13 protein-coding genes are annotated in these 13,287 nt (G+C 63.1%); 5 read left to right on the forward strand and 8 right to left on the reverse strand.

Translation table 11 applies throughout. The features are described from left to right. Positions 1–128: 128 nt before the first annotated feature. The 6 genes from QLG02_RS21255 to QLG02_RS21280 are packed head-to-tail and all read right to left on the reverse strand — an operon-like array spanning position 129 to position 4,959. Complete coding sequence (locus tag QLG02_RS21255; RefSeq protein ID WP_282466062.1) at positions 129–1,307, reverse strand: hypothetical protein; 1,179 nt, start codon at positions 1,305–1,307, stop codon at positions 129–131. Between the two features lie 2 nt (positions 1,308–1,309). Further along, entirely contained in the window at positions 1,310–1,972 is a 663-nt protein-coding gene (locus tag QLG02_RS21260) for an energy transducer TonB (protein ID WP_201905859.1), read from the reverse strand. Next, complete coding sequence (locus tag QLG02_RS21265; RefSeq protein WP_011707897.1) at positions 1,969–2,370, reverse strand: biopolymer transporter ExbD; 402 nt, start codon at positions 2,368–2,370, stop codon at positions 1,969–1,971. Before QLG02_RS21265 ends, QLG02_RS21260 begins: the two co-directional genes overlap by 4 nt. Beyond that, the gene (locus tag QLG02_RS21270; protein ID WP_005307253.1) at positions 2,367–2,897 is read right to left on the reverse strand and encodes a MotA/TolQ/ExbB proton channel family protein; all 531 of its coding nucleotides are present in this window, start codon (positions 2,895–2,897) and stop codon (positions 2,367–2,369) included. The genes QLG02_RS21265 and QLG02_RS21270 overlap by 4 nt, the downstream gene beginning before the upstream one ends. Then, a complete protein-coding gene (locus tag QLG02_RS21275) occupies positions 2,894–4,201 on the reverse strand; it encodes a MotA/TolQ/ExbB proton channel family protein (RefSeq protein WP_282466063.1) in 1,308 nt (435 codons plus the stop codon). The genes QLG02_RS21270 and QLG02_RS21275 overlap by 4 nt, the downstream gene beginning before the upstream one ends. Continuing rightward, positions 4,198–4,959: a DUF3450 domain-containing protein gene (locus QLG02_RS21280; protein ID WP_274277333.1), complete on the reverse strand. Its 762-nt coding sequence runs from the start codon at positions 4,957–4,959 to the stop codon at positions 4,198–4,200. The genes QLG02_RS21275 and QLG02_RS21280 overlap by 4 nt, the downstream gene beginning before the upstream one ends. Positions 4,960–5,168: 209 nt before the next feature. Here QLG02_RS21280 and QLG02_RS21285 point away from each other — a divergent pair, with 209 nt between their 5' ends. Continuing rightward, positions 5,169–5,945 carry a LuxR family transcriptional regulator gene (locus QLG02_RS21285; RefSeq protein WP_016352388.1) on the forward strand — a complete coding sequence of 259 codons (777 nt, stop codon included), beginning with the start codon at positions 5,169–5,171 and terminating at the stop codon, positions 5,943–5,945. 64 nt (positions 5,946–6,009) lie between these two features. Here the strand turns inward: QLG02_RS21285 and glmS are convergent, their stop codons facing one another. Both glmS and QLG02_RS21295 read right to left on the reverse strand, forming a co-directional pair. Beyond that, positions 6,010–7,842: a glutamine--fructose-6-phosphate transaminase (isomerizing) gene (glmS, locus tag QLG02_RS21290; RefSeq protein WP_273765753.1), complete on the reverse strand. Its 1,833-nt coding sequence runs from the start codon at positions 7,840–7,842 to the stop codon at positions 6,010–6,012. A gap of 55 nt (positions 7,843–7,897) precedes the next feature. After that, positions 7,898–8,671 carry a DeoR family transcriptional regulator gene (locus QLG02_RS21295; protein ID WP_017410463.1) on the reverse strand — a complete coding sequence of 258 codons (774 nt, stop codon included), beginning with the start codon at positions 8,669–8,671 and terminating at the stop codon, positions 7,898–7,900. A 123-nt stretch (positions 8,672–8,794) separates the two neighbouring features. Between QLG02_RS21295 and blrA the strand changes: the two genes are divergently transcribed. The 4 genes from blrA to creD all read left to right on the forward strand — a co-directional run bounded on the left by blrA (position 8,795) and on the right by creD (position 13,275). Next, complete coding sequence (blrA, locus tag QLG02_RS21300) at positions 8,795–9,469, forward strand: beta-lactam response regulator transcription factor BlrA (protein WP_045526001.1); 675 nt, start codon at positions 8,795–8,797, stop codon at positions 9,467–9,469. A 34-nt stretch (positions 9,470–9,503) separates the two neighbouring features. Further along, the gene (blrB, locus tag QLG02_RS21305) at positions 9,504–10,925 is read left to right on the forward strand and encodes a beta-lactam sensor histidine kinase BlrB (RefSeq protein ID WP_077096318.1); all 1,422 of its coding nucleotides are present in this window, start codon (positions 9,504–9,506) and stop codon (positions 10,923–10,925) included. A gap of 75 nt (positions 10,926–11,000) precedes the next feature. Continuing rightward, positions 11,001–11,795, forward strand: a complete 795-nt coding sequence (blaOXA, locus tag QLG02_RS21310; RefSeq protein WP_273765760.1) for an OXA-12 family class D beta-lactamase — start codon at positions 11,001–11,003, stop codon at positions 11,793–11,795. A 118-nt stretch (positions 11,796–11,913) separates the two neighbouring features. Next, positions 11,914–13,275, forward strand: a complete 1,362-nt coding sequence (gene creD / locus QLG02_RS21315) for a cell envelope integrity protein CreD (protein ID WP_187269100.1) — start codon at positions 11,914–11,916, stop codon at positions 13,273–13,275. Positions 13,276–13,287 lie beyond the last annotated feature (12 nt).

Raw genomic sequence — 13,287 nt, forward strand, 5'->3', positions numbered from 1 at the left:
TGTTCCGCCGTGCTGGTAGGGGCGCATTATAGGGAGCCGCGCCGCGATGACAAGGGCTTTTTGCAAAAATGCGTTTGTTTGCTGAAAAAGCAGGCTGAAGCCTCTGAAACAAGGGCTTCAGCCTGCGTTTACGCCGCTTTTTTGCTCAATTCTTCGCTTTGCGCCTGGATATAGTTGACCCAGCTGGTCGCCCGCTGCTGCCAGTTATCCTGCTGCTGCAGTTCACGGGCCAGCTCCAGCGCCTGTGCATACTGCTCTTTATTGAGGTGTGCCTGTACCAACAGTGCCTTGGCGCGATTGCCTTGCTCGCCTTTCACCGACTTGATAGCCACGAGCTGGGTCATGGCCGCATCCATTCTGCCTTGTTGCAACAGCAGCTCGGCGGCGCGCATGGCCGCCTTGGGATGGGCATGTTCGCGGGCGAGCAGCTGCCAGCTGTCGACGGCCTTCGGCCACTCGCGCGCCCCTTCCCACAATTGAGCCAGTAGTTGCTGATTCTCGGCGCTCTGTTTCATCTGTCCCTTCGCCATGGCCGTTTCCAGCAGACGGGCACCGCGATAGGGCAGTCCCTGCCAGGCATAAAGACGGATCAGCTGATTGCGGGCGGCGGCATCATCCATCAACTTCCTGTCGATGGCGGTTTGCAGCAGTGCCAGCGCCTGATCGCCGCGCTTGGCGGAGAGGTTGAGCGACACCGCCTGCTGCCACCACTTGCTCTCTGTCGGCTCGTGGCGGATCAGCTCTGCGGCCTGATCGGCCGCTACCCCGTAGCGCTGAAGCGCGGTTAGGGCGGAAAGGCGGATGATCGCAGCCTGCTTCTGCCAGCTCTTCTTCAACAGCTGTTCACTCTGGCTGGCCGCCTCACCGTACTGCTTGTTGTGGTAATAGAAGCCGGCCAGACGCAGGCGCAAGGCATCGTCAGCCTTGATGGCCAATGCGGCCTTGTAGCTGGCGATGGCGCCGGCCCAGTTGGATTGCTGGGCCTGGATGTCACCGCGCAGCCGCAGCAGTTGCAGCTGTTGCTGCTCGGGCCACTCTTTATAGGCCAGCGCCTGCTCCACGTAGCGGCTTGCCTGCGCGGTCTGCTGCAGGTTGGCGGCCAGGGACGCCTGCAACTGGGTCAGCCAGGCGCGCTCAGCATCGCTATTTGGTTTGAGGCCGGATGCCTTGCTCTGGGCCTGTTGCCACTGGCCGGACTGATAGAGCTTCATTACGGGCTCCAGCTGGCGGGAGAAATGAGGGCTCACTTCCATCGCCAGACAGGCTTGGCTGACCAGGGCCAGCACACAGATCCAGATCCGCAACATAGTTATGACTCCAGTTTGAATTTGAGCGTGATGACTTGCACCAGCTTGTCGGTGGCGCCCGGTCTCGGCTGGTAGCGCCACTTGTTGATCGCCTGAATGGCTGCCCGCTCGAACTGACGCTTCGGCTTGGCCTCGACCACTTCCACATCCTGCACCCGGCCGTCGGCATCGACGCTGAAGCGCAAGGTCACCGACCCTTCGATGCCGGCCTGCTGGGCCCGATAGGGATAGACAGGCTCGATCCGCTGCAACGGCATCAACATGTCACCGGCACCGATCCCGGCCCCCTGTTGCTGGCCATGAAAGTTGCCGCTCGCGACCGGGCTAGGGCTGGTCGCAACGCCAGGGGCATAGACCTGCACCGCACTGAGGCTGGAGACCAGATCCAGGCTCGGCTGCACCGAGGGCAGCGGGGCCGCCGCAGGCATAGGCAGCGGCGTCGAGGCCAGAGCGGCAGGCGGCTCCGGCAAGGGTTCCGGCTCCTGGGGTACCGGGCGCTCGCGCACCTGTACCTCGGTCACCTCGTTCTGCATGTTGATGACGATGGATTTCTGCTCGGCGATCGCCTTCTCCCCTCTGGGCGGCTCCACCAGGGTGGCCATGAACAGCAGGATCCCCAGACTGAGGGCAATCCCCAGTCCCAGGCTCATCAGCTTGTATTTCATTTCGGTGCCACCGCCACGGCGATGTTGGCGATGCCTGCCGCCTTGGCTTCATCCATCACCCGTACCACCTTGCCGTGGGGTACCCGCTCGTCAGCCTGGATCACCAGGCTGGCATCGGGCTGTTCCGCCAACAGGCGGGCGACGCTGGCCTGCACCCGCTCCACGTCGATCTGCTTGCGGTCGAGGAAGATCTGCCCCTGGGCGCCGATCGCCAGCATGATGCTGGAGGACTTCTGCGCCTTGGCCTGACTGGCCTGAGGCCTGTGCACCTCGAGCCCGGCTTCGCGCACGAAGGAGGTGGTGACAATAAAGAAGATCAGCATGATGAACACGATATCCAGCATGGGGGTCATGTCGATCTGCACTTCGTCACGCTGGCGTTTGGATTGCCGTCTCATTGCATTACCTTCTCTTCTCGCAGGCCGTCCCGGGTCTTGGCCAGCGCACGCTTGGCCTGGCTCTCGAGCCGGCTGAGTAACAACACGCCGGAAAGCGCGACCACCATGCCAGCCATGGTGGGGATGGTGGCGCGGGAGATCCCGCCCGCCATGCTCTCCGGGTTAAAACGGTTGGCCGCGGCCAACGCATCGAATACGCCTATCATGCCGGTCACGGTACCCAGCAGCCCCAGCATGGGGCAGAGCACCACCAGGGTGCGGATGAAGATCAGATGACGATTGAGCTCAAGCTCGGCCTCGGCCAGCCAACGCCCGCGGATCGCCCGCGCGTGCCAGCTGTGGCGCTCGCTGCGGGCCTGCCAGCGGCCAAGCAGCTGGCGCTGCAGCGGGGCAAACCCCAGGTTGAGGTAGAGCAGCCGCTCGATCATCAGAATCCACATCAGCACCAGCAGGGCCAGAATGACCCAGAGCACCGGGCCGCCACGGCCCATGAAGCTCTGCAGCTGTTGCCAGATGTCGAGCATCATGCCGCCCGCTCCATCCCGTCACGGTTGCTTTCGGCCCGCTCGGCCAGAATGCCGGCCACCTGCTGCTCCAGTACGTTGGAGAGTTCGGTGAAGCGGGATTGCAGCAGGCTGTGGGCCAGGATCAGCGGAATAGCCGCTACCAGACCCTGTACCGTGGTGACCAGCGCCATGGAGATGCCGCCCGCCATGATCTTGGGATCACCGGTGCCGAACTGGGTGATGGCCTGGAAGGTGCCGATCATCCCGGTCACGGTGCCGAGCAGGCCCAGCATGGGGGCGATGGCCGCGATCACCTTGACCATGCCGATGCCGCGCTCCATGCGAGGGGTCTCCTGCAGGATCGCTTCGTCGAGACGCAGTTCGAGGGTCTCCATGCTCAGCTCGGGATGCTTGTCAGCTACCGTCAGCACCCGGCCGAGGGCGTTGTCGGCATGATATTCGCCGCTCTTGAGCTGGCGACGCACCCGACCCAGCTCGTGGGAGAGGCTCCACAGCCGTACCCCGGCGATCCCCAGGCCAATAGCGGCCAGCAGCACGATAATGGCGCCGACCTGGCCGCCCTGCTGGACTTGCTGCCAGAAGGTGGGGGCTTGCGCCAACATAGCCAACAGGGTGCCGTGGGAGGGATCCAGCGGCAGCGCTTCCCCCTCCTGACCCTGATAGGCGGCCGCGGCGGAGAGCACGCTGCCGGGCAGACCCAGCACCGGGCTCAGGCCTTCGGCAGTGGGTTGCAGGAAGCCTGCGCTCCCCAGCAGGGCAAAGCTGCCGACCCGGGTCAGCGACTGCTCGCTGGCAGCCCCCTGGGCATCGAGCACCTTGCCGGTGAACTGGGCAACCCGGCCCGATTCACGGATCTCTTGCAGCAGGGTGGCGGGCAGCAGGGCGAGGGCGGCGCGATCCGGCACCTGCTTCTCCTGCGCCATGGCCTTGAGCGGGGCGAGGCGCTCGGGGTACTGGCCCTCGACGGCAGATTCGCTCAGCAGCTTGACCGCGTCGCTGGCCCCCTGGCGGGTCACCGCGAAGATCTCGTTCATGTCGCCGGAGGCCTGCTCCCACTGAGCATTGAGCTCCACCAGCTGCTTTTCGTTGCCGGCAAACTCGGCCGCCAGCTGCTTGCTGAGGCTCTGGGCCGCTGCCAGTTTGGCACGGGCACTGTTCAGCTCTTTGGAGACAGACGCCAGGTCCTGCTGGGCCTGCTGTTCACGGGCTTGCTCCTGCTGCTGCCAGGCTTCATCGGCAACGGCAGGGGTGGTGCCCAGAGAGAGGGCGATGGCGAGGGAGAACCACTTCATGGTGATGCTCATGACTGGGCCTCCTGACCACGGCTGACGGAAAGGGGGACATTCAACAACTGGGGAACCTTCTTGTCGGCAGCCATCTCCAGCGCCTCGGCGATGGGAGAGAGCCACTGGCTGTCGAGAGCCTGCCACTGCTTGCTCTGCGCAGACCAGCGCCACGCCTGGGAGCGATCGGCGGTCATCGCCAGCAGGGAGACCCGACCCACCGCCAGCACATCGACCCGGCGCGGTGCGCCGTCCAGCGCCAGCTCGGTAGAGTAGCTATCCAACCGGCTGCCGTATTCGGCTTCGATCTGGTAGGCCTGCAGCAGCTGGCGGAACTTCTCCGCCTCACTCACGTCGGCGCGGGCCAGGGTCGTTTTCAACTGTTCAACCCGCGCCAGGCGGTCTTCCTTGCGCAGCGGCATGTCGTTTTGCACCAGCTGCTCCAGATCGGCCTGCATCTGCAGCATCAGCGGGATCAGGCCCTGCCGGGTCTCCTGTACCGCCTCCAACTGCTGGCTCAGCTTGCCCAGCTCATTTTGCTGATCGGCCACCAGAGACTGCATGTAGCGATTGTAGGCTTCCAGATCACGCAGTTGCAGCTGGGCATTTTGCAGCTCCAGCCGGGCGGCAACGGCCGCATCGGCGGCTTTTTCCACGCGCTGCTGGGAGGCTTTCCCGGCGGCGATGCTGTTTTTCAGTGCCGGTGCGACCAGCTCGTCGGCGCCAGCAGCGAAGTGGACTGACAGTGGCAACAAGGCCAAACCCCAAAACTTATTCATGATATAAATCTTAACAATGATAACTATTCTCATTGTCTCAAAGAGTGGGGGCAGTGGCAATCAGATGATTTTGTTGGCCTTCGGCCGAAAAAACAGGATAATTTTTAAGCAAGCACGGGAGTCACTGGCGTTGGTTCTCACCACACCAAATTAATAAATAAAAAATATCTTTTCGATCAATGTGATAGAGATCGAAAAAGGAGAAGTTCATGTTCAACGATGCGATCTGGGAACACATCGATCGGTTCACCAAGGCCAAGAAGACCAGCGACATCCAGCAGCAGCTGGAGCGCTTCAGTCATCAGATGGGCTTTGATTACTTCCGTTTGCTGATTATTTTCCCCATCAGCATGCAGAAATCCCATGTGGCGTTGTTCAACAACTGCCCCACCAGCTGGTTCGATGCCTATTCAGAGCGGCACTACCTGACCCAGGATCCGGTCGTCTTCCTGGGACTGAAGCAGACCCAGCCCATCTTCTGGAACAAGCTCGACTGCGACTCTCCCTGGCTGCCCAGCGCCAGCCGGGAGGTGATGAACCTGGCCGCCGACTTCGGGGTGAGAAACGGCGTCTCCTTCCCGCTGCACACGCCGCAGGGGGAACACGGCATCCTCTCCTTCATCAGCAAGGAGAAGTCCAATTCCGATCTGATGTTTGAAAACGTTCCCTTGCTGTCGTTCTGCGCCAGCTACATCTTCAACTCGGCGCTGCAGCTGATAAAGAGCAGGCCGGATCTGATGAAGTACCTGACCGAGCTGTCGGATAGGGAGAAGGAGTGCCTGTTCTGGGCCAGCGAGGGCAAGACCTCCTGGGAGATCGCCACCATCCTCGGCATCAGCGAGCGGACCGTGAACTTCCACCTCAATCAGGTCACCAACAAGACCGACTCGAAGAACCGCAACCAGGCGATCGCCAAGAGCATCTCCAGCGGCATCATAGTGCCCTCGCTGGACGACGTGACCATCACCAACCTGCGGCTGTCATAACGGCCACCGAGCCAGACAAACAAAAAGAGCCGCAATGCGGCTCTTTTTCATTTCCGGCGACGGCTTATTCCACGGTCACGGATTTTGCCAGGTTGCGCGGCTGATCCACGTCGGTGCCCTTGATGAGGGCAACGTGGTAGGAGAGCAGCTGCAACGGCACGGTATAGACGATCGGCGCGATCATCTCTTCCACGTGGTTCAGGCTCATCACCCGCATGGTCTCGTCGCTCTTGAAGCCGGCATCGGCATCGGCGAACACGTAGAGGATACCGCCACGGGCACGCACCTCTTCCACGTTGGACTTGAGCTTCTCCAGCAGATCGTTGTTTGGCGCCACGACGATGATGGGCATCTCGGCATCGATCAGCGCCAGCGGGCCGTGCTTGAGCTCACCGGCGGCATAGGCCTCGGCGTGGATGTAGGAGATCTCTTTGAGCTTCAATGCCCCTTCCATGGCGATGGGGTACTGGCTGCCACGACCGAGGAACAGGCTGTGATGCTTGTCGGCAAACTCTTCGGCTAGGGCTTCGATATCCTTGGCCAGCGCCAGGCTCTCCTTGATGCGCAGCGGCAAGGCTTGCAGCGCCTTGACCAGCTCGGCCTCGGCGGCGGCACTCAGGTTGCCGCGGCAGTGACCGACCGAGGCCACCAGCATCAGCAGACCAGCCAGCTGGGTGGTGAACGCCTTGGTGGAGGCCACCCCAATTTCTGCCCCCGCGCGGGTCATAAAGGCCAGATCCGATTCACGCACCAGGGAGGAGCCCGGCACGTTGCAGATGGCCAGCGAGCTCATGTAGCCGGACTCCTTGGCCAGTCGCAGGGCGGCCAGAGTGTCGGCGGTCTCGCCGCTCTGGGAGAGGGTCACCAGCAGGCTGTTGGGGCGCACAACCGACTTGCGGTAGCGGAACTCGGAGGCGATCTCCACGTCGCAGGAGACGCCGGCGATCTCTTCAAACCAGTAGCGCGCCACCATGCCGGAGTTGTAGGAGGTGCCGCAGGCGACGATCTGGACGTGCTCGACCTTGTCGAAGATGGCGCGGGCGCCGTTGCCGAACGACTCGACTACCACGTGATCCGAACCCAGACGACCTTCCAGGGTATTGGTGATGGCCTTGGGCTGCTCGTAGATCTCCTTGAGCATGTAGTGGCGGTACTCACCCTTGTCACCGGCATCGTGGGAGAGCTCGGACTCCAGCTCCTCGCGCACCACGGACTCGCCGTGGGTATCGAAGATGTGCACGTCGCGGCGGGTCACTTCGGCCACGTCACCCTCTTCCAGGAAGATGAAGCGGCGGGTCACCGGCAGCAGTGCCATCTGGTCGGAGGCGATGAAGTTCTCACCGATGCCGCGGCCGATCACCAGCGGGGAGCCGGAGCGGGCCACCACCACGCGACTGTCGTCACGGCTGTCCATCACCACGGTACCGTAGGCGCCGCGCAGCTGCTTCACCGCTACCTGCATGGCCGCCAGCAGGCTGGGGGCGGATTTCAGCTCGTGGTGCACCAGGTGGGCGATCACCTCGGTATCGGTGTCGGAGCTGAACACATAGCCCAGCGCCTTGAGCTCTTCACGCAGCTCTTCGTGGTTCTCGATGATGCCGTTGTGCACCACCACGATATGCTCGGAGACGTGGGGGTGAGCGTTGCGCTCGGACGGCTCGCCATGGGTAGCCCAACGGGTGTGGGCAATGCCGGTACCACCGTGGACGGACTGCTCTTCCAGCGCCTTGGCCAGCTCGGCCACCTTGCCCAGACGACGCACCCGCTGCAGCGGCTGGTTGGCGCTGAACACGGCGACACCGGCCGAATCGTAGCCACGGTATTCCAGACGGCGCAGGCCCTCTACCAGGATTTCAGCCACATCACGTTGGGCGACGGCCCCGACGATGCCACACATACACTTCTCCTTGAGACGTAAGACGTTAATTCGGTTGGATAATGGTTTGTTCAGGTCAAACGGCCACGGGGGCGCAAATCAGCTGGATCCCCCTGGCCTGGATCTGTTCTCTGGCCGCACTGGCCAGCCCCTCGTCGGTCACCAGGGTATGGATACCGGACCAGGGCAGTTCGAGATTGGGGATCTTGCGGCCGATCTTCTCCGACTCCACCATGACGATGACCTCCCGCGACACTTCGGCCATGACCCGGGAGAGGCCCACCAGCTCGTTGAAGGTGGTGGTACCGCGTTCCGGATCGATGCCGTCGGCGCCGATGAACAGCTGGTCGAAGTCATAGGAGCGCAGCACCTGCTCCGCCACCTGCCCCTGGAAGGATTCGGAGTGGGGATCCCAGGTGCCGCCGGTCATCAGCAGGGTGGGTTCGTTCTCCAGTTCGCGCAGGGCGCCGGCCACGTTGAGGGAGTTGGTCATCACGATGAGGCCGCGCTTGTTGCCCAGCATGGGGATCATGGCGCTGGTGGTACTGCCGCTGTCGATGATGACGCGATTGTGATCACGGATCCGTTCGGCGGCGGCACGGGCGATCGCCAGCTTTCGTTTCGAAACTTGCTCGGGATTGCTCTCCACCACCATCTCGGAGGGCAGGGGAACGGCACCGCCGTAACGGCGCAGCAGCAGGCCACCGGTCTCCAGCACCGCCAGATCTTTGCGGATGGTCACTTCGGAGGTGGCGAAGTGTTTGGCCAGGGCATCGACGCTCACTTCACCCTGCTCCTGCACCAGGCTCACTATGGTGTGACGGCGCTGCTGAGTATTACGTTTGGTCATCTTTAAGTTTCGATTCGAAAGAATGGCGAAATATTAATACCTTTTATGAAAAAATCAAACGGCAAATAGGATCCGATTTGGTTCGATGCCAGAATGGGGCAGCTGATTTGCGACGAGGATGCCATGCAAAAACGAACCATCTGGCTGGTGGAAGATGAAGCCAGCATCGCCGACACCTTGATTTACGCGCTGCAGACCGACGGTTTCGAGGTGGAGTGGTTTTCCCTCGGCCAACCGCTGCTGGCACGACTGGAACAGACGCGTCCCGACTTTCTGATCCTGGATGTGGGGCTGCCGGATATCAGCGGTTTCGAGTTGTGTAAGCAGGTTCGGGCACTGTGCGATACCCCGCTGATGTTTCTCACCGCCCGCAGCGAGGAGATAGACCGGCTGATCGGTCTGGAGATCGGGGCCGACGACTATGTGGCCAAGCCCTTCTCGCCGCGGGAGGTGTGCGCCCGGGTGCGGGTCATCCTGCGCCGCAGCCAGCCGGCCACGCCCCCACCGAGCCAGTTGCTGGCGCTGGACGAGGAGCGGGCCCGCATCAGCTTTCACGGCCAGCCGCTGGCGCTTACCCGTTACGAATACCTGCTGCTCAAGACCCTGATGCAGGCGCCGGGCCGGGTCTACTCCCGCCAGCAGCTGATGGATCTGGTGTGGAGCGGGGCGGAGGAGAGCCTGGAGCGCACCGTGGATACCCACATCAAGACCATCCGCGCCAAGCTGCGGGAGCGGGATCCCCACGCCAACCTGATCCTGACCCATCGCGGACTCGGCTACAGCCTGGAGCTGGCATGAACAGAGGATGGCCTGACACCGGCCGGAGGACACCATGAGGATCGGGCTGCAACTGCTGTGCGGGCTGGTGCTGATCTTCGCGCTGGCCGCCTGGTTCGTGCTGGAGATCTTCGTCGAGGAGATCAAACCCGGGGTGCGCAGCGCCACCGAAGATACCCTGGTGGACATGGCCCAGATGCTGGCACCGCTGGCGCTGGATGACCTGCAGGAAGGCAAGATGGCGGATGGCCGGCTGGCCAGCGCCTTCGCCCGCCTCAACCAGAGCCCCATCAACGCCCTGATCGACGGCCACCTCAAACAGCAGGCGGAGTACCGCATCTATGTGGTCGATCGCTGGGGCAAGGTGGTGTACGACTCGGACGGGGTGGATCTGGGCAAGGACTACTCGCGCTGGAACGACGTCTATCGCACCCTGCGCGGCGAATACGGCGCCCGCAGCACCCGCAGCGACCCCGACGATCCAGCCAGTTCGGTGATGCACGTGGCCGCGCCACTGCGGGAGGGGGACGACATCCTCGGCTCCCTCACCGTCGCCAAGCCGAACCGCACTTTGCTGCCCATGATAGAGCGCAGCGAACACCAGCTGCTGCAGGGGGCGGCTCTGCTGCTGTTCATCTCGCTGCTGATCGGCGCCCTGCTGGTGTGGTGGCTCAACCGCGCCATCGGCAAGCTGGTGCACTACGCCGATGCGGTCAGCCAGGGTCAGCCCGCCAGCCTGCCGCGCCTCTACAGCCCGGAACTGGATCGGCTCGGCCGCTCCCTGGAAACCATGCGTCGCCAGCTGGACGGCAAGGCCTACATCGAAGCCTATGTGCACAGCCTGACCCACGAACTCAAGAGCCCGCTGGCCGCCATTCGCGGGGCAGGGGAGATCCTGGCCGAGGCACCGCCACCCGAGGTGGCAACCCGTTTTATCGGCAACATCAATCTGGAGACGGCCCGCATGCAGCAGCTGATCGAACGCATGCTGCAGCTGGCCAAACTGGAGTCGGGGCAGGGGCTGGACAGGCAGGCCGTCGAGCCGGCCAGGCTGGGCAGACGGGTGCTCGATGCTCGCCAGATCCTGGCCCAGCGCCGTCAGGTGACGCTGGTGGCCGAACTCGGCGAGGCCCAGAAACAGAAGTGGGACTCGCTGCTGGTGGAACAGGCGCTCGGCAACCTGCTGGACAACGCCCTCGACTTCTCTCCCATCGGCGGTACCCTGGCGCTGAGCGGGGCCATGGAGGAGGGAGGCTACTGCTTCCGGGTGCGGGATCAGGGGCCCGGCATTCCAGACTACGCCCTGCCGCGTATCTTCGAGCGCTTCTATTCGCTGCCCAGACCCGACAAGGGCAAGAGCAGCGGCCTCGGGCTCAGCTTCGCCACCGAGGTGGCGCGCCAGCACGGTGGCCGGTTGACCCTCGCCAACCAGCCTGACGGCGGAGTGCTGGCCGAGCTTTGGTTGCCGGCGGGCTGACACTTCACACTGGCCACATAAAGCGGCGCTATGCTGATGTTTTCCCGGCGAACTCAATGTGCTCAAGGAGACCCCATGTCCCGCCTTCTGTTATCCGGCCTGCTCGGCGCAGGCCTGCTGTTCTCGCTGCCGGCCAGCGCCGCCACCGGCTGCTTTCTCTATGCCGACGGCAACGGCCAGACCCTCTCCAGCGAAGGGGATTGTTCAAGCCAGCTGCCACCCGCGTCCACCTTCAAGATCCCGCTGGCACTGATGGGCTACGACAGCGGCTTTCTGGTGGACGAAGATCACCCGGCACTGCCCTTCAAACCCGGTTACGACGACTGGCTGCCCGCCTGGCGGGAGACCACCACCCCGCGCCGCTGGGAAACCTACTCGGTGGTCTGGTTCTCCCAGCAGATCACCGAATGGCTGGGGATGGAGCGCTTCCAGCAGTACGTCGACCGTTTTGACTACGGCAACCGGGATCTCTCCGGCAATCCTGGCAAGCACGACGGCCTGACCCAGGCTTGGCTCAGTTCCAGCCTTGCCATCAGCCCACAGGAGCAGGCCCGCTTCCTCGGCAAGATGGTGAGCGGCAAGCTGCCGGTGTCGGCGCAGACCCTGCAGTACACTGCCAATATCCTCAAGGTGAGCGAGATCGATGGCTGGCAGATCCACGGCAAGACCGGCATGGGCTACCCGAAGAAGCTGGATGGCAGCCTCAACCGGGAGCAGCAGATCGGCTGGTTCGTCGGCTGGGCCAGCAAGCCGGGCAAACAGCTCATCTTCGTCCATACCGTGGTGCAGAAACCCGGCAAACAGTTCGCCTCGCTCAAGGCCAAGGAAGAGGTGCTGGCCGCCCTGCCGGCCAAACTGAAAACCCTGTAATACCCAGACCGGCGCCAGCCGCCGGTTTTTTTATCTCCCTTCACCCCCGCTTCACACAACCCCATCTCCCCTTCACCCACGACCGTCACACTCGGCGCCATCAACAAGGAGACGTGTCATGGTCAAACAGATATTCAGCCACAAGATCTTTCTGCTGCTGTTGCTCAGCCTGCTGCTGATGGTGCCGGTGCAATCCATCATGGAGCTGAACCGGGAGCGCCAGGCCTATCGCAGCCAGGCCATCCACAGCATCATGGCCAGCAGCAGCGGCCCGCAGCGACTGCTGGGGCCGGTCGTGGTGCAGCCTTATACCCGCACCGTCACGGTGGAGCAGGATGGCAAGCGCTTCGAGCGCAAGCTGCAGCTCTATCGCTACCTGCTGCCGGAACAGCTGGATGTGCAGGCCAGCATGGAGGTGACCCCGCGCAAGCTCGGCATCTACCAGGCCCAGGTCTATCACACCCGGCTCTCCCTCTCCGGGCGACTGCCTGCCGAACTGAACGGTAAAACCCTGATCAGCGGCGAACCGGATCTGACTGTCGATGGTGCCGATCCCGCCCTGGTGGCAGGCAAACCCTATCTGAGCCTGGTGCTATCCGATGCCCGCGGCATCAACCGGGTGCCTGAGCTGCAACTGGGGGAGCAGCGCATTCCGTTTGCTCCCGGCGCCCTGCTGGGTGACGGGCTGGCCGGCATCCATGCACCGCTTGCCACCCTGCCGGGGGAAGACGGTGCCTTTCATATCGAGCTGGATCTGCAGGGGATGAACCAGCTGGAAGTGGTGCCCCTCGGCCAGGACAGCAGGCTCAACCTCGCCAGCAACTGGCCCCACCCCAACTTCATCGGTGACTTTCTGCCGGGCAGCCGCACCCTTAACGCCAGCGGTTTCGAGGCCAGTTGGCAGAGCAGCTGGTTTGCCACCGACATGGAGAGCCGCTTCAACCGGATGATGAAGGGTGCCAGCGGTGATCTGCCCGCCTTCAGCGTCAGCCTGGTGCAGCCGGTGGATCACTACCAGCAGAACGAGCGGGCCGCCAAGTATGCGCTGCTGTTCATCGGCCTCACCTTCCTCAGCTTCTTCATGTTCGAGCTGCTCAAGGGGCTACGGGTGCACCCGATCCAGTACGCGCTGGTGGGCATGGGGCTGGCCATCTTCTATCTGGTGCTGCTGGCCCTGACCGAACACCTCGGCTTTGCCTGGGCCTATCTGATTGCCGCCCTGGCCAGCGTGGCCCTCAACGGCTTCTACCTCAGCCATGTGCTGGGTGGCCCCAAACAGGGGCTCGGCTTCGCGGCCCTGCTCGGGCTGGTCTACGCCATCCTGTTCGGCTTGCTGCAGGCCGAGGAGATAGCCCTGCTGCTCGGCGCCCTGCTGCTGTTCACCATCCTGGCGCTGGTCATGGTGCTGACCCGCAAGCTGGACTGGTATCGGGTGATGGGAAGCGCCCCGACGCCCCCCGCCAGCGGGCAGGAGAACTGAAAACAAAACCGG

This window comes from Aeromonas sp. V90_14 (assembly GCF_029967615.1).
In the GTDB taxonomy this organism is placed as follows: Bacteria; Pseudomonadota; Gammaproteobacteria; order Enterobacterales; family Aeromonadaceae; genus Aeromonas; species Aeromonas hydrophila.

What these genes read in the sequence shown, in the direction of transcription:
- QLG02_RS21275 (WP_282466063.1), bottom strand. Translation starts at nt 4,201, where the DNA reads ATGAGCATCACCATGAAGTGGTTCTCCCTCGCCATCGCCCTCTCTCTG.
- QLG02_RS21280 (WP_274277333.1), bottom strand. Translation starts at nt 4,959, where the DNA reads ATGAATAAGTTTTGGGGTTTGGCCTTGTTGCCACTGTCAGTCCACTTC.
- QLG02_RS21270 (WP_005307253.1), bottom strand. Translation starts at nt 2,897, where the DNA reads ATGATGCTCGACATCTGGCAACAGCTGCAGAGCTTCATGGGCCGTGGC.
- blaOXA (WP_273765760.1), top strand. Translation starts at nt 11,001, where the DNA reads ATGTCCCGCCTTCTGTTATCCGGCCTGCTCGGCGCAGGCCTGCTGTTC.
- QLG02_RS21255 (WP_282466062.1), bottom strand. Translation starts at nt 1,307, where the DNA reads ATGTTGCGGATCTGGATCTGTGTGCTGGCCCTGGTCAGCCAAGCCTGT.
- QLG02_RS21295 (WP_017410463.1), bottom strand. Translation starts at nt 8,671, where the DNA reads ATGACCAAACGTAATACTCAGCAGCGCCGTCACACCATAGTGAGCCTG.
- QLG02_RS21265 (WP_011707897.1), bottom strand. Translation starts at nt 2,370, where the DNA reads ATGAGACGGCAATCCAAACGCCAGCGTGACGAAGTGCAGATCGACATG.
- QLG02_RS21285 (WP_016352388.1), top strand. Translation starts at nt 5,169, where the DNA reads ATGTTCAACGATGCGATCTGGGAACACATCGATCGGTTCACCAAGGCC.
- blrB (WP_077096318.1), top strand. Translation starts at nt 9,504, where the DNA reads ATGAGGATCGGGCTGCAACTGCTGTGCGGGCTGGTGCTGATCTTCGCG.
- blrA (WP_045526001.1), top strand. Translation starts at nt 8,795, where the DNA reads ATGCAAAAACGAACCATCTGGCTGGTGGAAGATGAAGCCAGCATCGCC.
- creD (WP_187269100.1), top strand. Translation starts at nt 11,914, where the DNA reads ATGGTCAAACAGATATTCAGCCACAAGATCTTTCTGCTGCTGTTGCTC.
- QLG02_RS21260 (WP_201905859.1), bottom strand. Translation starts at nt 1,972, where the DNA reads ATGAAATACAAGCTGATGAGCCTGGGACTGGGGATTGCCCTCAGTCTG.
- glmS (WP_273765753.1), bottom strand. Translation starts at nt 7,842, where the DNA reads ATGTGTGGCATCGTCGGGGCCGTCGCCCAACGTGATGTGGCTGAAATC.